The organism is Plasticicumulans acidivorans (assembly GCF_003182095.1).
In the GTDB taxonomy this organism is placed as follows: Bacteria; Pseudomonadota; Gammaproteobacteria; order Competibacterales; family Competibacteraceae; genus Plasticicumulans; species Plasticicumulans acidivorans.
In genome coordinates this window covers 175819-197483 of the sequence record NZ_QGTJ01000007.1, presented here as the reverse complement: position 1 = coordinate 197483, position 21665 = coordinate 175819, and the positions used below count along the sequence as shown (strand labels likewise).

Here is a 21665-nt window from a genome sequence, read left to right as displayed (position 1 = left end):
GCATGCCGCGTTCACTGTTCGGCCGCCTGCTGTTCCTGCTGTGCGTCGGCCTGCTGGTGTCGCAGAGCATCGCGCTGACGCTGCTGCTGCGTGACCGCGGCGCCAGTCTCTATCACGTGCTGGTGGCCGACAGCAGCGAACGCATCGCCGCCACCGTCGAACTGCTCGATGACTTCGACGCCGGCGATCGTGAGCGCCTGGCCAATGCGCTCGACCTGCCGCCGCTGCGCCTGCGTCTCGACCTGCCGTGGACCGATCTGCCGGCCGACCAGTCCTCGCAGGCGGTGGCGCTGCGCCGTCTGCTGCACCAGCAGCTCGGTGCCGCACGCCCGGTCTACGTCAGCCTCTACCGCCCCCAGGACGGCGGCCTGCGCCCGCAGCCACCGAGCTTTTTCATTCAGGTCGGACTCAACGACGGCGGTATCGCCAGCTTCCTGCACGAGCTGCCGCCGCTGCTCGCCGCCCGCCCGGTCAGCCTGCTGCTCAGTCTCGGCGCGGCCATGAGCGTGGTGCTGATGGTGTCGCTGCTCGCCGTGCGCGGGCTGACGCAACCGCTGGCGCAGCTGGCCAAGGCGGCACGTGAACTCGGCGACAACCTCGATCGTCCGCCGCTGACCGAGCGCGGTGCGCTCGAAGTGCGTGAAGCCACCCGCGCCTTCAATGAGATGCAGGCACGGCTGCGCCGCCAGCGCGAGGACCGCGACCACCTGCTCGCCGCCGTCGCTCACGATCTGAAGACGCCGATCGCACGCATGCGCCTGCGTGCCGAACTGCTCGACGATGCCGGTACCCGCGAGCATCTCGGTGTCGACCTCGCCGAACTGGAAGCCACCGTCGCCGACACGCTGGATCTGCTGCGCGCTGGACGCGGTGAGGCTTTCTCGCCGCTCGATGTCAGCGCACTGGTCGAGGCGATCTGCGAAGACACCATCGAGGCCGGTGAAACGGTCAGCTTCGACGGCACGCCGAGTGCTCCGCTGACAGTGCGCCCGCGGGCGCTGCGCCGCTGCCTGCAGAACCTGATCGACAATGCCCTGCGCTACGCCAAAACCGTCGAAGTCCGCCTGGACGACTCACCGCAGCAGCTGATGATCCGCGTGCTCGATCGCGGCCCCGGCCTGCCGGCCGACGTGCTGGAGGCGGTGTTCGAGCCGTTTCGCCGCGTCGAGCACTCGCGCTCGCGCGCCACCGGCGGCAGCGGCCTCGGTCTGTCGATCGCCCGTGCCATCGCCCGTGCCCACGGCGGCGACGTCACACTGCGCAATCGCGAGGGCGGCGGACTGGAAGCGCGGCTGATATTGCCTCGCACAGCGAGCAATTGACCGAGCACAAAAGCTCCGCGCGGCGCACTTCCATGCCTGTCAGGCACGACCTATGCTCGATAACGCATTTCACCTAAGTAATTTCCCGTAGTGCGTCAGCCAGCCGCAGAAGCCGGCAGCGCCACCGATAGATTGTTGGCAGAGGAGCCCCTCATGAATGTTCAGGATGCGTACCGGCAACGTCTGACCAGCGCCGCCGAGGCCGTGCGTCAGGTCCGCGATGGCGACATGATCATCGTCTCGACCGGCGTCGGCGAACCGCCGACACTGCTGACCGCGCTGTCGGAACAACGCCGCGAATTTCACGACGTGAAAGTCGCGCAGATCCTCGCGGTACGCAAATACGGCTACATCGACCCGGAGACCGTCGAGCACGTACGCCATGTCGCACTGTTCTACGGCAGCGCGACCCGCGACGGCGGCCAGCACGGCTGGATCGATTTCCTGCCGAACCATTTCTCCGAACTGCCGGCAATGATCGAGCGCGGCCTGATGCCGGCCGACGTGGTGTTCGCAATGGCTTCGCCGATGGATCAGCACGGCTATTTCGCGCTGAGTCTGGGCGCCGACTACACGATGGCGGCGGTCAAGCGCGCCCGTGCCGTGATCCTTGAAGTCAACCCGAACGTGCCCTTCGCCTACGGCAACTGTCATGTGCACATTTCGCAGGTGGCGGCGCTGATCGAAAACGAGGACCCGCTGCTCGAAGTCGGCCTGCCGACCATCGGCCCGGTGCAGGAGGCCATCGGCAAGTACGTCGCCGACCTGATCGACGACGGCTCGACGCTGCAGATCGGCTACGGCGGCATCCCCGATGCGGTGGTCACGCAGCTGACCTGCAAGCACGATCTGGGCGTGCATTCGGAGATGATCGGCGACGGCATCCTCAAGCTGTTCGAAAGCGGCGCAATCACCAACCGGCGCAAGAACTTCATGCCCGGCACGATGATCGCCACCTTCGCCCTCGGCTCGAAGCGCCTGTACCAGTTCATGGATCACAATCCGGCGCTGGAAATGCACCCGGTGGAATTCACCAACGATCCCTTCATCGCCGGGCAGAACGACAATCTGGTGGCCATCAACGCCACGCTGCAGATCGACTTCCTCGGCCAGTGCGGCTCGGAAAGCCTCGGCTCGGCGCCCTACTCCGGCACCGGCGGACAGACCGACTTCGTGCGGGCGGCCAACCGCTCCAAAGGCGGCAAGGCCTTCATCGTGCTGCCGTCGACGGCCAAGCACGACACCATCTCGCGCATCGTGCCGACGCTGACACCGGGCACCCATGTCAGCACCAGCAAGAACGACATCAACTACGTCGTCACCGAGTACGGTGTCGCCCAGCTGCGCGGCAAGACCGAGAAGCAGCGCGTGCATGAGCTGATCAGCATCGCCCACCCGGACTTCCGCGAGCAGCTGCGCGAACAGGCACGGGCGATGCATCTGCTGTAAGCGGCGCGGCGTCGCAAAGCCGACAAGGTTCGCACCGCCGCGTACGGCTGCGACACGGCAGCACAGCCGCCGTGTCGCGCCAACTCCTTGACCCGACGGGTGGTAGCGGTCATGAGCGACGCGGCGGTCCGTTCCTTGCTGCAAGGCGGGCGCATGCTGTCAACGCGGGACCCGCCATGAGCCGTTACGACTGGAACGATGAACGCCACGCCCTCGGCGTGGCGACGATGGATGCCACCCACCGCGAATTTCTTGAGCTGGCGCGCGCCATCGAAAGCGGCCCGCCGGCCGAATTCGCCACCCGCTTCGAGGGGCTGGTCGAACACACCCGCGCCCACTTCGCCGCCGAAGAAGCGCTGATGCGCGAAACCGCCTGCCCGAGCCTGCGCGAGCACGAGGCCGATCACGCCCGCGTGCTCGGCGATCTCGGCCGTTTTCTCCAGAGCGTCGCCAAGGGCCGTCCGGCGATGGCGCGCGCTTACATTGCCTCGGGGCTGTCCGAGTGGTTCGACCTGCACGTGGCGACGATGGACGCCCAGCTCGCCGCCCACCTCAACGCGCGCCAGCACGCCGGCTGAGCCCTCAACCGGCAAGCGCCGGCGGTACCGACCAGCCGCCGCTCATCGCGCGGGCGATCTCGTGCTCGCCGATCACCGCATAGTCGGCGCCCTGCCGGCACAGGTGCTCGCGCTCGGATTCGTTGTGGGCGCGGGCGACGATCGTCAGCTGCGGGTTGAGCTGACGGGCGCGGGCGACGATTTCACCGGCCTCGAACACCTGCGGGATCGCGATGTAGAGCCGGCGTGCGCGCTCGATCGCGGCCGCTTCCAGCAGTTCCTTGGCCGCGGCACTGCCGCAGAGCACGTCGAAGCCGCGCGCGCGCGCCTGCTCGGCGAGGTCGGCCCGCGTCTCGACGATGACCAGCGGCGTCGCCGTGCGCGCCAGCTCATCGGCCAGCCGGCTGCCGACGCGGCCGTAGCCGACCAGCACGTCGTGATCGGCATGGGCGCTCAGGTCCGGCAGCGGGATGTCGCTCGCCTGCGTCGCCGTGCCCAGCCGCAGGCGCAGCCAGCGGCACAGGCCGAACGCCAGCGGGTTGACCAGGATCGAGAGAATCGCACCGGCGAGGATCAGGTCGCGGCCGCTGTCCGGCAGCAGGCCGAGCTGGCCGCCGAGCGCGGCGAGGATGAAGGAGAACTCGCCGATCTGCGCCAGGCTGGCGGCGATGGTCAGCGCCGTGTCGTTGGGGTGGCCGAAGGCGCGCACGATCAGCCAGGCGGCGATCGACTTGCCGAAGACGATGATCAGGCAGGTCGCCAGCACCGGCAGCGGCTCGCGCAGCAGGCTCATCGGATCGAACAGCATGCCCACCGAGACGAAGAACAGCACCGCGAAGGCATCGCGCAGCGGCAGCGAGTCGGCCGCGGCGTTGTGGCTGAGCTCGGTCTCGCCGAGGATCATGCCGGCGAAGAAGGCGCCGAGCGCAAACGACACGCCGAACACGTGCGCCGAGCCGTAGGCCACGCCGAGCGCGATCGCCAGCACGCCGAGCGTGAACAGCTCGCGCGAGCCGGAACGGGCGATGCGCGCCAGCAGCCACGGGATCACCCGCCGGCCGACCACCAGCATGAACAGCAGGAAAGCGAGCACCTTGCCGAAGGTGATACCGAGCGTCAGCAGCAACGCTTGCGAGTCGAACACCGCCCCGCCGCCGCCGAGCAGCTCACCGAGCGCCGGCAGCAGCACCAGCACCAGCACCATCACCAGGTCTTCGACGATCAGCCAGCCGATGGCGATGCGCCCGCGCGTCGAATCGAGCAGGCGGCGTTCCTCCAGCGCGCGCAGCAGCACCACGGTACTCGCCACCGACAGCGCCAGGCCGAACACCAGGCCGGCGCCGAGCGTCCAGCCGAGGACATGGGCGAGCCCCATGCCGAGCAATGTGGCGACGCCGATCTGCACCAGCGCGCCGGGAATGGCGATGCCTTTCACCGCCAGCAGGTCTTTCAGGGAAAAATGCAGGCCGACGCCGAACATCAGCAGGATCACGCCGATCTCGGCGAGCTCCGGCGCCAGCGACTGATCGGCGACGAAGCCCGGTGTGAACGGGCCGACGCAGATACCGGCCAGCAGATAACCGACCAGCGGCGAGATGCGCAGGCGGTTGGCCAGCGCACCGAGGGCAAAAGCAAAGCAGAAAGCAGCGACCAGCGAAGTGATCAGCGGGGTGTAATGCGGCATCGACGGCGATCCGTGGGAGCAAGAGTAAAGAGTGACGCAAACACAAGCCGGGCGCGCGCTCGGCAACGCATGTGCGGTGTCGCATGCCTTGCCGACATGAATCCTGCGTAAAGGTTGCCAGCCAGTGGCGGAAAACCCTCGCCGGGAGCACCCGCCAGCCGAATCAGCGTATCAGCCGGCGCGCACTCATCCGTAGCCAGCCCGTCAGCGCAAAACCCGCACCGGCGGTGCGCGTCATCAGCCAGCGCAGTCCACGCGCCAGCCATCGCCCCGGCTCTGCGCCGAATTCAGCGTGAAACGGCCAAGCCCGGAAAGGCGCAATCAACAGCGCCGGCAGGCCGGATGACCGGGCCGTGCCGGCTGCCGGGCGAATCCGTTGCGCTGCAACGGCCTGCGCCAGCTCGACAGCGGGATGAACCCGGCGCAGGAAGCCGCCTCATCACCCGCTCGCCGCGTGCGGATGAATGCCAGCGGTGTCATCCAGGCCGGCACTGCCGAGTGCCGCTACGGTAATGCTGTGCAGAGCCGCCGTCGGCGACGGCACTGACCACGACAAGCGGTGCGATACCGCCGGAATGCGCGCGCCAGCCTGAACGCCGCAGTTCAGATGGTCACCGTGCGCCGCCACCACGGCAGCCGACCACCGAAGACGTTGAGCAGCAGGCCGAGCAGCACCAGTGCCGCCGCCGCGAGCTTCAGCGGCCCGTACTGCTCGCCGAAGGCCAGCGCCGAACCGAGCATGCCGAACAGCGGCACTAGCAGCGAGAACGGTGCGATCAGCGTCACCGGGTGCTGCTGCATCAGCCAGCCCCAGACGCCGTAGCCGAACCAGGTGGCGAAAATCGCGATATAGAGCAGCGCCGCCAGGCCGGACCAGCCGAGCGCATGCCAGGCCGCCGGCAGCGCACCCGGCCCCTCCAGCCACAGCGAGAAGCCGTACAGCGGCAGTGGTGGCACCACGCTCATCCAGATCATGAAATGGACCATGTTGGCGCCGCGCACCCGCCGCAGCACCAGATTGCCGCTGGCCCAGCCGGCGGCGGCCACCAGCACCAGCAGCAGGCCGGCCAGCGTCACCGAGCCATCGCTCGATGCGCCGATCAGGCCGATGCCGGCAAACGCCACCGCCAGCCCCCACCATTGCCAGGGACGCGGCGAAATACCGTCGATGGCGATCGCGAACAAAGCGGTGAAGAAGGCCTGCGTCTGCAACACCAGCGAGGCCAACCCCGGCGAAATGCCGGCATGCATCGCGCTGAACAGGAAGCCGAACTGCACGACGCCGATGCCGAGGCCGACGCCGATCAGCAGGCGCCACGGCACCGGCGGACGCGGCACCAGCAGAATCGGCAGGCCGGAGAAGATGAACCGTGCCGCCGAGAACAGCAGCGGCGGCATGCTGTCGAGCCCGACACGGATGGCGATGAAGTTGCAGCCCCACACCGCGGCCACGAGGACCGCGAGCAGGATATGGCGCAGCGGCATGATGCAGACCCCTTTCGCCCCGCGCGATGCGGCGGGGGTGGGGCAGCATTCACCAGGCGGGCGGGCGCGAGAAAGTCGCGTATGGCAGCCAAACGCTACGCATCGACTGTCCGCGTAGCGCTGGCTTGCCGGGTGATTACCAGACGCTGGCCGGGGCGAGCAGGCGCTCGACCGGCGTGCCGCCGATCAGGTGTGAGTCGATGATTTCCTCGACGTCCTCCGGCTTGACGCTGTTGTACATCACCCCTTCCGGATAGACGATGATGTTCGGACCGAGATTGCACGGGCCGATACAGGCGGTCTGCGTCAGCAGGTAGGTCGCCCACAGGTTGCGCGCCTGGAACACCTCGGAGAACTTCTGCGCCACCGCCGCCGCGCCGTGGTGGGCACAGGCACCGCGCGGGTGGTTCAGCGGCCGGTTCTGCGAACAGACGAGGACGTGACGGACTGGCTTGGGCATGGCGACGGCTCCCGAAAAATGAGTTCGCCGCCTGCCAAGCACAATTGATGCCGCCGGCCATCATGGCTTTTTCTTCAGATAGTTGCCGCCGGCGCCCGGCCCCATGAATATACCGGGCGGTACATCCTTGTCGGTTCTGCTACAAAGACCGCCCGCTGCCCTGCTCGGCCTGCTCCAGCCGGCGCAGGAAGGCAACGTCGCCTTCGAGCTGCGCCAGCGCCCGGCCCTGTTCGCCGGCGAGCTTGCCGAGCGCCGACAGTGTCTGCTCGATCAGCCCGGTGTTGGCAACGATCGCCTCGACCTGGGCGACGGTGTCACGCGCGCGCCCCTGCGTGTCGCCGAAACGCTTGCGCGTCAGCTCGATGTGACCGCCGAGCGCGCTCAGCGCCTCCTCTATGCCGCTGATCGAGGTCTGCGTACGCGCCAGCGAGGCCTTGGTGTCGTTGGCGAGCTTCTTGACCTCGGTGGCGACAACGGCAAAGCCGCGGCCGGCCTCGCCGGCACGCGCCGCCTCGATTGTCGCGTTCAGCGCCAGCAGATTGGTCTGGCTGGCGATGTTGTCGATGATGCGCAGCACGTCGCGCAGGCCGGCGGTGTACTGGCCGAGCGTGGTGAAACCGCTGGCGAGCGCTTCGGCATCGGCGCTATCGCCGGCCGTGCCCAGACTGGTCAGCAGGGTGCCGCGGATCGCCTCGACGTTGGCGCGGATCTGCGCCGCCTGCGCTACCACGTCGACGATCTCGCGACCGAGCCGGGCGCTGGCACCGAAGTGGTCGGTCAGGCGGTGGATCATCGCCCCGCGCATATTGTTGAGGATCTCGGCGCGCTTGAGCTGGCAGCGCGTGAAGTACTCGCGGAACCGGGCGTAATGCACCGGGAAGTTGTCGATCAGCTCGTCGCGGAACTCACCATCGCCGGCCTCGAAGAACACCACCGCGCTCAGCGTCTGATTGACGTTGATGCCGAACAGTTCGCCGAAGGTGGAAAACCCGGCCGCCGGCACCGGCCACAGCCCGGACATCTCGGCCAGCCGGCGCTCGTTGTTGAGCCGGCGCAGGATGCAGTCGTTGAGCAGCGCGGCCAGCGGCCGCGGCTTGCCGCGCAGGAAGGACTCGATGTCGCGGCGCGTCTGCTCGACGAAATCGGTCGGCTCCAGCAGCAGCAGCTCGTCGCCCGGATTGACGTCACAGAAGAACGACACCGTGCCGCTCGCTGCGTCGAGGCCGGCCACCGAGCGCACGAACAGCTCGCCGTCGAGCTCGATGCCGAAGGTCTGCGCGCCGAGTTTGCTCAGCACGCCGTCGACCGGCACCTGCAGCAGGCGGGACAACACCTGGGCAAAGGGCTGCGGCTGGCCGTCTTTCGGATCGAGCACCGCACTGACGACACGGCGGTCGGGATCGGCGTCGATGACCACGAATTTCTGCATGGTCTTGCGGAAATTCTGGCTCTTCAGCGCGGCATAGCGCTTGCCGGCCGCCAGCTTGATGAAGGCGACGACGGCGTGATTCTCGACGCAGCGATGCCCGTCGAAAATGAAGGTGTTGCGAAAATCGAGCTTGCCGCCGGCCGAACCGCCGATGAACAGGCAGGGAAAGCGCCCGGCGCGGTAGACCGCCTCCATGAAGTAGTTTTCGCAGGCCGACAAACCGTCGACAAAGGTCAGCGCCAGCGTATCGCGCACGTCCAGCCGAAACGGCGGCGCCACGCTGCCGAGCGACTGCGCGATGCGCTTGACCCGGGCCTCGCGCTGCTGCGTCGGCTGGCCGCGGCGGATGTCGTCGTTATGCAGCGGTACGGCATGGATGCTGACCTGGGCGATCAGACTCGGGGCAAAGATCTGCACGACCACGCCCGACCACTGCGCGGGCGTGGCGCAATACAGCGTGCCGCGCGGCTCGGAGCACAGCTCGCCGGCGGTGCTGACGGCAATCAGCTGGGTGTCTGCGGCCAGTCGCCGCAGCGACTCGGTGACATTGCGAAAATCGACGTGGGGCGAGATGAACGCCACCGCCAGCGGCGCAGCGCCACCGGCAAAGCGGAAGCTCTCCGGTAGCAGCCCGCGCAGGCTGGCATCGGTGGCCACGATACGCAGTGGTTCCTCCCCGGCTGCCCCGGCCACGGTCCCTGCGTCCGCCAGCGAGTCGACATTCATGCGCTTCTCCCGGGCCTGTGCCCTTTGACTTGCCTGCCCAGCCGCGCCTGCCTGCGGGTATCCGCGATGCCACCCACCCAGCGCGGGCACGATCCTGACACGGAATCCGTGTCCGTCAGCGTGAGGAATGTCATGAGTTGTAGACGCGAATCGGCGCCCGCAGCACAGTGCGGCTACTCGGGGGCCTGCCCGGCGGCGGCCCCCATCCACACCGTTGCTGGCGAACGCCACGCGGGCGCCGCCTGCGTTTGCCGGACACCGACGGCCTGCGGCCTGCGAGGACATCACGATGAGCGACCTGAAGCGCTGCCGCTGGACCGGGAACGATGCGCTGATGCAGCGTTATCACGACGAGGAATGGGGCGTGCCGGTGCGCGACAGTCGCCTGCTGTGGGAAACGCTGATGCTCGAAGCCTTCCAGGCCGGCCTGTCCTGGCAGGTGATCCTGCGCAAGCGCGAGGCCTTCCGGGTCGCTTTCGCCGGCTTCGAGCCGCAGCGGGTGGCGCAATTCGGCCCGGCCGACGTCGAGCGCCTGCTGCTGGACGCCGGCATCGTGCGCTCGCGCGCGAAGATCGAGGCGACGATCGGCGCGGCCCGCGCCTATCTGGCGATGCAGGCGGCAGGTGAGGATTTCGCCGACTGGGTCTGGGCCCAGGCCGGTGGCGCACCGATCCGCAACGACAGCCCGACGCCGACCCGCTCGCCGTTGTCCGAACGCCTGTCCGCCGAGCTCAAGCGGCGCGGTTTCAAGTTCGTCGGACCGACGATCGTCTACGCCTGGCTGCAGGCGGTCGGTATCGTCGACGATCACGATGCGGACTGTTTCCGCCGGCAGCCGACGCCAGCCCGCTGAACCGCGCCGGACTCAGTTCACCGGCGGCGGCTGCAGCGAACGGGACTCGATCGGCGTCGACAGAACGATCGAGGTGCGCGTCTCGCCAAAGGGATTGATAGCGGCGATGAAGGCTTCGAGATGACGCACATCGCGCGCGATGACTTTGAGGATGAAGGAATCCTGGCCGGTGACGTGGTGGCATTCGAGCACCTCCGGCGCCGCACGCAGCACATCGAGCAGCCGCGCCTTGTCGGCTTGCGGCGTGGTGATGCCGATCAGTGCCATCAGCCCGTAGCCGACCTGCTCCGGAGCCACCAGCGCCCGGTAGCCGGCGATCACCCCGGCATCCTCCAGCCGCCGGACCCGATCCGAGGTGGCCGGCACCGACAGCGCGACATGGCCGGCAAGCTCGGTCATCGATACACGGCCCTGCGTTTGCAGGATTGACAGTAGTTTCCAGGATCGATCGTCGATTTCCATGATTCAGAAGTAATTTCAATACAAAAAGTGATTATTTCAAGCCGATCAGCACAAAGCCGACGATCTTTCCGTTTATACGCGTTTATCGAGCACAGAAGCTTAAGCCGGGAGCTCCCTGCAGCAGCGCCCGTCCAGAGCGCTGCAGTCATGGTTGGCAGACACGCCACCACGACTGCGGCTGCAATGCTCAGCCTTCGGTGGCAGATGAACATTGACGTCGGCCAAGCGCCTCGCGCGGCATCCTCCCACCCAGGCTTGCGTCCAGCGTAAACACTGAAGACGCCATGACTTGCGGCAAGCAAACCACGCCGCATCCGGCACCGCTGCCGCGTCGCGAAGACTGTCGTGCACAGTGTGCCGATACTGTGCAGTCACGGCAGGACTGCAGCAATCCCACCAAGGATGTATCCGTCTGCGGACGCTGCCACGGAGCAACCTGCGGGCGACCGCCGCCGTGGAGATAGTGCGCTACTGCATTGCAGGCACCCCACGAATGTCTACAGTCTTCGACAAATGCAATAAACGCTTGCGAGATTGGTGCTTACCGCTGCCCTCCCTGCTCGCAGCGCCAAGCGTATGGATGTTTTGTAGCCGAAAATTGGATCACGCGTCCCTGAGCGGCGGTTTCACCGTCAGCACAGGGTTTCAGCGCAAGCTCAGATGTATGGACGATCGAGGACGGGCGAACTGAGTTTCGCCGTAACGGCGACAAACCGCTCGCTCCGGGAGGTTCAAGTAAATGGAATCACTGACCAGGCCGGACGCCCCCCAAGCCGGCGATGTCGTTTTTCTGCCGGAGGACACCGAGCCCTCCACCTCGCCACGAGAATCCTGTGCCTGGCGCGTGCTGGCGGTCGATGACGACCCTGCATTCCAGCGGGCGACCAGTTTCGCGCTCTCCGGCATGCGCGTGCTGGGCCGGCCGATCGAGCTGCTGCAGGCCTACAGCCACGCCGAAGCCGCGCGCCTGCTGGCCGCTGAACGCGACATCGCGGTAATGCTCCTCGACGTGGTGATGGAAACCGACGATGCCGGGCTGCGGCTGGCACGCGCGGTGCGCGAGGTACTCGGCAATGCCGAGCTGCGCATCGTGCTGGTCACCGGCCAGCCCGGCCTGGCGCCGGTGCGCGAGGTGATGGAGCAGTACGACATCAATGACTACTGGTCCAAGCCCGAGCTCGGCGTCGAGCGCCTGCACACACTGCTGACCGCCAACACCCGTGCCTGGGAACAGTTACGCACGGTGGCACGGGCGCGGCGCGGCCTGCAGCTGATCGTGGAGGCGACCAATGTGCTGGTCGGCGCGCGCAACCTGCGCGATTTTTCCGCCCGTACCATCGCCGAGCTGGCGTCGGTGCTCGGCGTGCCACCGGAAGGTCTGGTCTGCGTCCACCGCACGCGTGACGATGCGCCGGACGAGGGTACGGTGATCGGCGCCGCCGGCCAGTTCGCCAGCGCCATCGGCCAATCGCTCGACCTGCTCCAGCAGGAAGGCCCGCGCGCAGCGATCCGCCGCTGCCTGACCGACCGGCACACGCGCATCGAAGCCGACTGCATGGTGCTGTACTTCCCGGCGGAACTGGCCGGCGACGAATACGCCGCCTGGGTGCAGATCGAGCGCCCGCTCGACGAAACCGAGCAGGAGCTGCTGCGCGTGTTTGCGCTGAACATCGGCAGCGGCCTGCACAACGTCGCGCTGGTCAGCCGCCTCGACGAGCTGGCCTATCGTGATTCGCTGCTCGCCCTGCCCAACCGCAATGCACTGCTGCGCGCCCTCGAAGCCGCACTCGACAGCGCAAACGGGCGCGACAGCGCGCTGCTGCTGATCGATATCGACGACTTCTCCGGCATCAACCTCGCCCTCGGGCCGCACTATGGCGACCAGCTGCTCAAGCGCGTCGCCGCACGGCTGCGCCAGACGCTCGACCCGACCGTGCTGCTCGCCCGCCTCGGCAGCGACACCTTCGCCGTGTTCGGCTCCCGGGCGCTGATCGACATCCACGCGATCACCGCCGCACTCGGTGCCGGTACCGAGGCCGGCGCCGTCGACTGCACCGTCGGTACCGCGCTGCTGCCGCTGGCGCAGTTCAACGGCAGCGCCGCCGATGTGCTGACCAGCGCCCGCCTGCTGCTCAAGCAGGCCAAGCAGCGCGGCTGCAGCCAGCATCTGGCCTGGCTGCCCGAACTGCAGGCCGCAGCGGGACGTCGTTTCGAACTGCTGCAGGCCTTGCGCGAGGCGTTGGCGCAGGGCGCCATCGGCATCGAGCTGCAACCGCAGGTCGAGCTCGAAAGCGGCATGGTCGTCGGCGTCGAGGCACTCGCGCGCTGGCATCTGGCCGATGGCAGTACGATCCCGCCGGATGCCTTCATCCCGCTGGCCGAAGCCACCGGGCTGATCGTGCCGCTCGGCGAGCACGTACTGCGCCTGTCCTGCGAAGCCGCTGCACGCCTGTGCGCCGCCGGTTTTGCCCATGTGCGCGTGGCGGTCAATGTCTCCGGCGTGCAGATGGAGCGCATGGATGTCGTCGCCAGCATCGAACGCCAGCTGGCGGCAACCGGCATCAGCGCGCGCCAGCTCGAAGTCGAGGTCACCGAAAGCACGGCGATGGAGGGCTTCATGGCCGTGCGCGATGTGCTCGACCGCCTGCGCAGACTCGGCGTCAGTGTGGCAATCGACGACTTCGGCACGGGCTTCTCTTCACTCGCGCACCTGCGCCGGCTGCCGACCGATCTGCTGAAGATCGATCGCAGCTTCATCCAGGAAATCGACCTCGGTGCCAGCCGCTCCGCGCTGGCCGATCTGGTCATCCGCCTCGCAGGAAGGCTCGACCTGAAGACCATCGCCGAAGGCATCGAAACCCGTGAGCAGGCCGAATGGCTGCGCGACCACGGCTGCGAGCTCGGTCAGGGCTGGCTGTTCGCCCGTTCGCTGCCGCTCGACGTGCTGCTCGAATGGCTGCAAGCCCACGGAGGCCGGGTCGAGGTCTGATGTGATGCTCCGGCCTTCACTCCCCCTCCGCGATACGCTCCGGCGCTTTCTGCCATGGCTCGCGCTGATCACGCTGCTGGCCGCCCTGGCCTACACACCGTGGCATGCCAGCGTCCTCGCGCCACTGCGCCAGACCCAGCTGCAACGGCTGGCGCTGGCCGGGCGCACGCTGGAAACGACGCTCGACGCTCTGGCACACGATCTCGATCTGCTGGCCCGCCGCGACCACTTCGACGATGAGGTCGGGCCTCAGCAGAACCTGGAGGAGCTGTTCTTCGCCCTCCTCGCTCTGAACCCCGATTATCGGCGCATCGCCTGGATCGACAGCAGCGGTGCCGTACGCAGCTATGTCGACGGCCCCCGGACGGCATCGACGGCACCGCCACTGGCCGCTCTGGTGCCCGCCGTGGATGCGGCCTTCTGCAACAGCGTGATGCATCAGCCGGCCGGCACGCTGCTCCTCACACGCCAGAAACTCGACGGCATCGAGGACACAGCCCGCACACGGCGATTGCAACTGGCGACTCCGGTGTTCGACAGCCGCGGTCGTGCCCAGGGCCTGATCCTGCTCGTCGTCGAAGCCGATCGCCTGTCCGCTGCACTGCCACCCGACAACGACGGCGGGCAGACCCGACTGATCGACCACGATGGCAACGACTGGCTCGCCGGTGCCGGACAGGACCAGCCGGCCTCGCTGCTCGACGAGCGCACCGCACAGCGCTGGCATGCGCTGAATTCGAGTGCCAGCACCCAGTTCAGCGATACCACGGGGCTGTGGTCTTTCCAGCGCATACACACCGAGCGCTGGCGGACAGCGACAGCCGCACTCGACTGGACGCTGGTCAGCCAGCTGCCGCCAGCCGTGCTGCAGGCACAGGAGCAACGCGCGTGGTGGCCACTGGCCGGCTTCGCTGTACTGACGCTGCTGCCGGGCCTCGCCGCTGCCTTCGGCTTCGCATGCCTGCGCCAGCGGCAGGATCAGCAGCCCCTGCCGCAACCCCCAAGCGATGGACCGGCCACCTGTGATGACGAACTCAACGCTCTGCGCGAACAACTCGACACGACGCAGGAACAGCTGCTGCAAGCCGACAAGCTGGCCTCGCTCGGTGTCATGGTCGCCGGCGTCGCCCATGACCTGAACACGCCGATCGGTGCGGCGCTGGTCACGCTGTCGGCGCTCGATCAGCAGGCCGTCGAACTGACGACGCGGGTACACAACGGCTTGCGCTTTTCTGATCTCGAACACTTCTTCGCTCATAACGAAGAAGGTCGCGCCATCCTGCGCGACAACCTGCAGCGCGCCGCGGCGTTGATCCACAGCTTCAAGCAGATCGCCGCCGACCGTGCGACCAGCGAACGCCGCGAATTCGTTCTCGATGAACTCGTCGCCGACATGCTGCGCACGCTCAGCCCGCGACTGAAGCGCCTGCCACAGCGCATCGAGACCGCCATCGAAGCGGGCCTGCATTTCGACAGCTACCCCGGCCCGCTCGGGCAGGTGCTGCAGAATCTGCTCGACAATGCCCTCACCCATGCTTTCCGCGAAGTGACCGGCGGCGGCACGGTACGCATCCGTGCCACCGCCGAAGACACAGAACGGGTGCGCATCGATGTCGAGGACGACGGTTGCGGCATTGCCGAAGACATCCTGCCGCAGGTCTTCGAACCGTTCTTCACCACCCGCCGCGGTCAGGGCGGCACCGGGCTCGGCCTGCATCTGGTACGCGACTTCGTCAGCGGGCTGCTCGGCGGCGAGGTGCAGGTCAGCTGCCCGGCCAGCGGCGGCACGCGCTTTACGCTGATCCTGCCACGCGTCGCCACCGCGCCCGAAGACGCCGGCGCGGAGCCGGCCACCGTCGCTCAGTGACCGCCGAGGTAGGCCTGACGCACCTGCGGGTTACCGAGCAGCTCCTTGCCCGAGCCCTGCAGTTCGATGACGCCGTTGACCAGCACGTAGCCGCGATCGGCGAGCTTGAGCGCGTGGTTGGCGTTCTGCTCGACCAGGAAGATGGTCTTGCCGAGCCCGGCGATCTCACGCAGCACCTCGAAGATGCGCTTGACCACCAGCGGCGCCAGGCCAAGGCTCGGCTCATCGAGCAGGATCATCTCCGGGCGCGCCATCAGCGCCCGGGCGATCGCCAGCATCTGCTGCTCACCACCCGACAGCGTACCGGCCCGCTGGTCGCGGCGTTCTTCCAGCCGCGGGAACAGCTCGAACATCGCCTGCCGGTCCTCGTCGGCGTGCTCCATGCCGACCGGGATCGTGCCCATGACCAGATTTTCCTCGACCGTCATGCCCGGGAAGATGTGCCGGCCTTCCGGCACCAGCGCCAGCCCGCGCTTGGCGATCTGGTAGGTCGGCAGGCGGGTGATCTCCTCACCACGGAACAGGATGTGGCCGACCAGCGCCCGCGGGTTGCCGAACAGGGTGTTGAGCAGCGTGGTCTTGCCGGCGCCGTTGGCACCGATCAGCGTGACGATCTCGCCTTTGTCGACGTGCAGCGAAACTTCGCGCAGCGCCTGAATCGGGCCGTAGTAGGCATCGATGCCGCGCACCTCCAGCAGATGCTCACTCATGCCGCGCCCTCCTCATCGTCATCGGCGCCCAGGTACGCGGTGATGACCGCCGGCGAATTCTTCACCTCCTGCGGATCACCGGCGGCGATGACCTCGCCGTGGTCGAGCACGACGATGTGTTCGGAAATCCCCATGACCAGACTCATATCGTGCTCGATCAGCAGCACCGTGACGCGGTGCTCGTTGCGCAGATGCTGGATGCGTTCGGCGAGGTCGGCTTTCTCGCGCGGGTTGAGACCGGCGGCCGGCTCGTCGAGGCAGACCAGGCGCGGGCCGGTGCACATCGCCCGGGCGATCTCCAGGCGGCGCTGACGGCCGTAGGGCAGCTCACCGGCAAGGCGGTTGGCGTCTTCTTCCAGATCCATCACGCGCAGCCAGTGGAAAGCCCGCTCGATGCCGTCGCGTTCGGCCTGACGGTAACGGCGCAGGCCGAGCGCACCGGAGAGCAGGTTGCGATCGAGGTGGTTGTGCTGAGCCACCAGCAGGTTCTCGACCACACTCATCTCGCGGAACAGGCGGATGTTCTGGAAGGTGCGGGCGATGCCGGCGCGTGCCACCAGATAGGAACCGCCGATCAGCGGCTTGGACAGCAGCCCGCCGACTTCGAGCGGCGCACAGCCTTGGTCACCGGCCAGATGGATGGTGCCTTCCGAAGCGCGGTAGAAGCCGGTCAGGCAGTTGAACACCGTGGTCTTGCCAGCCCCGTTGGGACCGATCAGCGCGGTGATCGAACCCTGGGCGACATCGAAGCTGACGTCATTGTTGGCGACGATGCCGCCGAAGCGCATCGTCAGGTTGCGGACTTCGAGCAGGTTGCGAGGGTCCATCTCACACCTCCGGCGCGAAGTGCGGGCGCTTGGGCCGGATCAGCCCGCGCGGACGCCAGATCATCATCAGCACCATCAAGGCACCGAAGGCCAGCACGCGATAGTCGGCGAATTCGCGCAGCACCTCAGGCAGCAGGGTCAGCACCAGCGCCGCGATGATCACGCCGAGCGTCGAGCCGAGACCGCCGAGCACGACGATGGCGAGGATCAGTGCCGACTCGAAGAAGTTGAACGAGGTCGGATTGACGAAGCCCTGATAGGTGGCGAAAAACACGCCGGCGAGGCCGCCCGTCATCGCCCCCATCATGAAGGCCGAAAGCTTGACGATGACGTGGTTGATGCCGAGCGAGCGGCAGGCGATCTCGTCTTCGCGCAGCGCCTCCCAGGCGCGCCCCATCGGCATCTGCCGCAGTTTGGTGAGGAAGCGCACCATCAGCAGCACGACGACGAGCAGCACCAGATAGGTGAACATCAGCTTGTAGTCGGAGCTGTATTCCAGACCGAAGAATTCATGAAACGGCGTGCCGCCCTGCTTGGCGATGCGGCTGAATTCCAGACCGAAGATCGTTGGCGCCGGCACCGAGGCGCCATTCGGACCGCCGGTGAAGTCCAGCCAGTTGTTGAGCACCAGCCGGATGATCTCGCCGAAGCCGAGGGTGACGATGGCCAGATAGTCACCGTGCATGCGCAGCACCGGGAAACCGAGCACCGCACCGAAACAGGCAGCCAGCATCGGCGCGCAGACGAGCGCCGTCCAGAAACCGATATCGAGGTACTGCGCGCCGAGGGCGAGAAAATAGGCACCCACCGCGTAGAAGGCGACGAAGCCCAGATCGAGCAGGCCGGCAAGGCCGACGACGATGTTCAGGCCCAGCCCGAGCAGCACGTAGATCAGTGCCAGGATCAGGTTGCCGAGCCAGTACTTGTTGGCGACGAAGGGCAGCGTCACACCGATGGCGATGACCAGCGGCACGACGAAATACAGCAGCTTGTACTCGTCACCGCGGGCGACGGTGACACCACCGCTGGCCTTGCGCGCGTTGCGTGCCAGCAGCTTCTGGCCGAACGGCGTCTGCTCCAGCACGCCGAACAGCAGGCGGCCGGCGGCGACGATGGAGGCGATCAGCAACGGCCGCCCCAGATGCGGTTCGATGCTGTAACCATCGAGTACCAGACCGGAAATCGGGCCGAAGACGATCAGCGCGAGCACGAAGGTCACGCCGGCCTCACGCAGCGGCCGGATGAAGGTGGGGGAAGCGTGGGTACTCATGGGTTCATACCTTCTCGACTTCCGGACGACCGAGCAGGCCGCTCGGACGGAAGATCAGCACCAGGACGAGGACGGAGAACGAGAACACGTCCTTGTAATCGGTGTTGACGAATCCGGAGAACAGCGATTCGAACAGGCCGAGCAGGATGCCGCCGAGCATCGCTCCGGGCAGCGAACCGATGCCGCCGAGCACCGCCGCGGTAAAGGCCTTGATACCGGTGACGAAGCCGACGAAGAAATCGAACGAGCCGTAGTTCAGCGTCACCAGCGTGCCGGCGATGGCCGCCATCGCCGCTCCGATGACGAACACCGTCGAGATGATGCGATCAGTATTGATACCGAGGATCTCGGCCATGTGCCGGTCCTGCTGCGTCGCCCGGCACTGGCGGCCGAGCGAGGTGCGCTGAATCAGCCAGGTCAGCCCGGCCATCGCCCCGAAGCTGGCGATGACGATCAGCAGCTGCACATGCGTCATCTGCACGAAGTCTTTGTCATTACCGACACGGAACACGCCGTCGATCAGCGACGGGATGCCCTGGTTGCGCGCGCCCTGCGCCACCTGCACGTAGTTCTGCAGCAGCAGAGAAATACCAATCGCCGAGATCAGCGGCGCCAGGCGCGTGGAGCCGCGCAGCGGACGGTAGGCGACGCGTTCGATCGACCAGCCGTAAACGCCGGTGATGAACATGGTCAGGCCGAGGGTGACGACGATCGCGAACGGCACCGACTCGACGCCGAACGCCGAGAGCACGGCGAGCGAGATCGCGGTCAGGTAGGCCGAAATCATGTACACGTCGCCGTGTGCGAAATTGATCATGCCGATGATGCCGTACACCATCGTGTAGCCGATGGCGATCAGGCCGTAGATGGAGCCAAGCGTCAGCCCGTTGACGAGCTGCTGGCCGAGGATGTGCCAATCCATCCGGTTTCTCCCGCAAAGTCGCCGCTGCCCGGCCGGATCGCGGACCTGGACGGTGACGACGCAAAAAAAGACCCCCGCACCGGGGCTGGAGCGGGGGTCGGTATCAGTGGACTTACTTCAGCTCGGCGTAGCCGCCCTTGTCGTCCCACTGGTACATGACGTAGTCGGAAACCTTCAGGTCACCCTTGGCATCCCAGGCCTTCGGGCCCATGACGGTCTGCACGGTGTGCGCCTTCAGCCACTTGGCCAGCGTGACGCCGTCGGTGGACTTGGTCGCCTTCATTGCATCGGCGATCGCCTGCACCGAGGCGTAGCTGTACATCGTGTAGCCTTCCGGCTCATAGCCGGCCTTGCGGAACTTCTCGACGACTTCCTTGCCGGCCGGAATCGCACGCGGATCGGCGCCGAAGGTCATGTACACGCCCTTGACGAACTGCGGGCCGCCGGCGGCGGTGACCATGTCCGCCGAGACGATGCCGTCGCCGGAGATGAACGGCGCATTGACGCCCTGCTCGCGCAGCTGACGCACCAGAATGCCGGCTTCGGCATAGAGGCCGCCGAAGTAGACGGCATCGGCACCGCTGGCCTTGATCTTGGTGGCCAGCGCGTTGAAGTCCTTCTCGCCGCGGGTCAGGCCTTCATAAAGGACTTCCTTGACACCCTTGCTGGAGGCAGCGGCCTTCATCGCGTCGGCCAGACCCTGACCGTAGGTGTCCTTGTCATGGATGACGGCGACTTTCTTCGCCTTCAGCTTGTCGAGGATGAAATCGGCAGCGACCACGCCCTGCTGATCGTCACGACCACAGGTACGGAAAATCGTCGGAATCTTGCGCTCGGTGACCTTCGGGTTGGTCGAGGCCGGCGTGATCTGCAGCTTGCCGGCTTCGGCGTAGATCTCGGAGGCCGGAATCGTGCTCGATGAGCAGAAGTGGCCGACGATGGCGTCGACCTTGTCCTGATCGACCAGACGGTTGGCCACCGCCACGGCCTGCTTCGGCTCGCAGGCGTCGTCGCCCTTGACCAGCTCGATCTGCTTGCCGTTGATGCCACCGGCAGCGTTGATGTCCGCTGCGGCCTGCTGCGCGCCTCTCCAGAACTGCTCACCGTAAGCCGCGTTGGCGCCCGTCATCGGACCGGCGATGCCGATCTTGATGGCATCGGCCGCCTGGGCCGCTACGCCGTATGCGACTGCGCCGGCCAGAACGGAAACGGCAAAGACGCGCTGAATGGCCTTTCTCATCATCGACTCCTCATGCGTTGGGATAAGCAGCGGCGTCGGTCGTCGCGCCTCGCTGGCGACCGGACCCGCAATGCGTTGCCGGCTCGGCCGGCGGGGGTCGTGGACGGTGAGATCCTTCTGCATCCGCGCCAAGTGTTATGGACGGTTGCTCCGTAATCTGTCAAGAACACCTGCCGACCGCAACATTAGTCCTTGCTGCAGCACGACACGTAACAATTGGCGATGGCAACTTCAGTTTCCATGCCAGCCTTCACAAGCCCTGATGAATCAGATGCTTGGCGCACGCGGGTGACGGCAGCGACGGCGATTTCGCCACCTCACAGTGCAGCACACCGCACCAACGAACCACCGCGGTGCAGCGGTCTGACCACCGAGCCATCGAATGGCCCTGTACTGCCGCGCTGTACAGTCCTGCGTTCACGAAGCCGCTCCCGACGCCGCCACATCCGCCCGCCGCGACCGGCGGCCGGCGTATTGCTGCAGCACGATGCCACCGACGATCAGCAGCAGCCCGCACAGCGTCGAGGCGCGGATGCGCTCACCGAGCACCAGCGCAATGCACAGCAGCGACAGGAACGGCGAGAAGTACACCAGCCCGCTGACCTGCGCCGCCGTGCGCGAACGACGCAGGGCGGTGAGCCAGAGCACGAAGGTCAGCCCCATCTCGAACACGCCGACATAGACCGCGCCCAGCACCCCGGCGAGCGGCAGGGCGCGCGGCGTCGCCGTCAGCCACCACCAGGCGAGCACCAGCAGGCTGCCGCAGAGGAAATTGGCGAACAGCCGCAGCACCGGCTCGACCGTATCGCGCGCCGTCAGCAGCCAGTAGCTCGCCCAGATCAGCGTGCTGCCGAGCGCCAGACCGACGCCGAGCGGGTCGGCAAAACGCAGCGCCCAGGGCTCGCCGCGGGTCGAGATCACAGCGATGCCACACAACGACACCAACATCGCGCCGAGCACACGCAGCGACAGCGGCTGGCGCAGGACCAGGCTCGACAGCACGGTCAGCACCAGCGGCCAGACGTAGTTGAGCGGTTGCGCCTCCTGCGCCGGCAGGCGCGCGTAGGCCTGCAGCAGCACCAAGTAATAAAGGAAGGGATTGAGCGCGCCGAGGCCGAGCGAGCGCCACCAGTCGGCGCGCGGCCAGCGCCGCAGTTCACCCAAGCGCCGCTGCAGCAACAGCATCAGACCGAGGAGCGTCGTCGAGGTCAGTGAGGCGAGCAGCAGCAGTTCGAGCGGGGTCAGCGACTGCAGGCTGAGTTTGAAAGCCGACGCGGCCGTGGCCCAGGCGAGCACGGCGCCGGCGGCATACAGGTAGGCTTGCGTCTGACGTTCCATGCGGCCTCGGTAAAAGCCCCCCGCGGTGCAGCGGGCACGGCATGGAGGCGCAGTATTCCGGGCAGCGCCGGCCCG

At 66.9% G+C, this 21665-nt stretch carries 17 protein-coding genes; 6 read left to right on the top strand and 11 right to left on the bottom strand.

What is annotated here, in order from left to right; all coding sequences use genetic code 11:
* Positions 1-2: 2 nt before the first annotated feature.
* The 3 genes from C7443_RS13325 to C7443_RS13315 all read left to right on the top strand — a co-directional run bounded on the left by C7443_RS13325 (position 3) and on the right by C7443_RS13315 (position 3349).
* Positions 3-1322: an ATP-binding protein gene (locus C7443_RS13325; RefSeq protein WP_110019102.1), complete on the top strand. Its 1320-nt coding sequence runs from the start codon at positions 3-5 to the stop codon at positions 1320-1322.
* A 153-nt stretch (positions 1323-1475) separates the two neighbouring features.
* Entirely contained in the window at positions 1476-2771 is a 1296-nt protein-coding gene (locus tag C7443_RS13320) for an acetyl-CoA hydrolase/transferase family protein (protein ID WP_110019101.1), read from the top strand.
* A gap of 176 nt (positions 2772-2947) precedes the next feature.
* Positions 2948-3349, top strand: a complete 402-nt coding sequence (locus C7443_RS13315; protein WP_110019100.1) for a bacteriohemerythrin — start codon at positions 2948-2950, stop codon at positions 3347-3349.
* Between the two features lie 4 nt (positions 3350-3353).
* On the opposite strand, the gene ybaL is transcribed toward C7443_RS13315, so the two are convergent.
* The 4 genes from ybaL to C7443_RS13295 form a co-directional block, all read right to left on the bottom strand.
* The gene (gene ybaL, locus C7443_RS13310) at positions 3354-5012 is read right to left on the bottom strand and encodes a YbaL family putative K(+) efflux transporter (RefSeq protein WP_110019099.1); all 1659 of its coding nucleotides are present in this window, start codon (positions 5010-5012) and stop codon (positions 3354-3356) included.
* 603 nt (positions 5013-5615) lie between these two features.
* Complete coding sequence (locus C7443_RS13305) at positions 5616-6497, bottom strand: EamA family transporter (protein WP_110019098.1); 882 nt, start codon at positions 6495-6497, stop codon at positions 5616-5618.
* A gap of 136 nt (positions 6498-6633) precedes the next feature.
* Complete coding sequence (locus C7443_RS13300; protein ID WP_110019097.1) at positions 6634-6957, bottom strand: ferredoxin; 324 nt, start codon at positions 6955-6957, stop codon at positions 6634-6636.
* 139 nt (positions 6958-7096) lie between these two features.
* Entirely contained in the window at positions 7097-9112 is a 2016-nt protein-coding gene (locus C7443_RS13295; RefSeq protein WP_110019096.1) for a methyl-accepting chemotaxis protein, read from the bottom strand.
* Between the two features lie 289 nt (positions 9113-9401).
* On the opposite strand from C7443_RS13295, the gene C7443_RS13290 reads away from it, so the two are divergent.
* Positions 9402-9965 (top strand): DNA-3-methyladenine glycosylase I, encoded by a 564-nt coding sequence (locus tag C7443_RS13290; protein WP_110019095.1) that lies wholly within the window; start codon positions 9402-9404, stop codon positions 9963-9965.
* A 12-nt stretch (positions 9966-9977) separates the two neighbouring features.
* Here C7443_RS13290 and C7443_RS13285 read toward each other — a convergent pair whose 3' ends face one another.
* Positions 9978-10427 carry an Lrp/AsnC family transcriptional regulator gene (locus C7443_RS13285; RefSeq protein WP_110019094.1) on the bottom strand — a complete coding sequence of 150 codons (450 nt, stop codon included), beginning with the start codon at positions 10425-10427 and terminating at the stop codon, positions 9978-9980.
* A gap of 739 nt (positions 10428-11166) precedes the next feature.
* Between C7443_RS13285 and C7443_RS13280 the strand changes: the two genes are divergently transcribed.
* Together C7443_RS13280 and C7443_RS13275 are read left to right on the top strand one after the other, a co-directional pair.
* Positions 11167-13416 carry a putative bifunctional diguanylate cyclase/phosphodiesterase gene (locus C7443_RS13280; RefSeq protein WP_110019093.1) on the top strand — a complete coding sequence of 750 codons (2250 nt, stop codon included), beginning with the start codon at positions 11167-11169 and terminating at the stop codon, positions 13414-13416.
* A gap of 4 nt (positions 13417-13420) precedes the next feature.
* The gene (locus C7443_RS13275; RefSeq protein WP_146213306.1) at positions 13421-15283 is read left to right on the top strand and encodes a sensor histidine kinase; all 1863 of its coding nucleotides are present in this window, start codon (positions 13421-13423) and stop codon (positions 15281-15283) included.
* Here C7443_RS13275 and C7443_RS13270 read toward each other — a convergent pair.
* The 6 genes from C7443_RS13270 to C7443_RS13245 form a co-directional block, all read right to left on the bottom strand.
* Positions 15277-15993 carry an ABC transporter ATP-binding protein gene (locus tag C7443_RS13270; RefSeq protein WP_110019091.1) on the bottom strand — a complete coding sequence of 239 codons (717 nt, stop codon included), beginning with the start codon at positions 15991-15993 and terminating at the stop codon, positions 15277-15279. The two genes, C7443_RS13275 and C7443_RS13270, sit on opposite strands and share 7 nt — an antisense overlap.
* Positions 15990-16820 (bottom strand): ABC transporter ATP-binding protein, encoded by an 831-nt coding sequence (locus tag C7443_RS13265; protein WP_110019090.1) that lies wholly within the window; start codon positions 16818-16820, stop codon positions 15990-15992. Before C7443_RS13265 ends, C7443_RS13270 begins: the two co-directional genes overlap by 4 nt.
* A 1-nt stretch (position 16821) precedes the next feature.
* Entirely contained in the window at positions 16822-18090 is a 1269-nt protein-coding gene (gene livM, locus C7443_RS13260; RefSeq protein ID WP_110019089.1) for a high-affinity branched-chain amino acid ABC transporter permease LivM, read from the bottom strand.
* A 4-nt stretch (positions 18091-18094) separates the two neighbouring features.
* Positions 18095-19012: an ABC transporter permease subunit gene (locus C7443_RS13255; RefSeq protein ID WP_110019088.1), complete on the bottom strand. Its 918-nt coding sequence runs from the start codon at positions 19010-19012 to the stop codon at positions 18095-18097.
* Positions 19013-19124: 112 nt separating this feature from the next.
* The gene (locus C7443_RS13250; RefSeq protein ID WP_425467086.1) at positions 19125-20252 is read right to left on the bottom strand and encodes a branched-chain amino acid ABC transporter substrate-binding protein; all 1128 of its coding nucleotides are present in this window, start codon (positions 20250-20252) and stop codon (positions 19125-19127) included.
* Between the two features lie 417 nt (positions 20253-20669).
* Positions 20670-21590, bottom strand: a complete 921-nt coding sequence (locus tag C7443_RS13245) for a DMT family transporter (protein ID WP_110019086.1) — start codon at positions 21588-21590, stop codon at positions 20670-20672.
* Between the last annotated feature and the right edge of the window lie 75 nt (positions 21591-21665).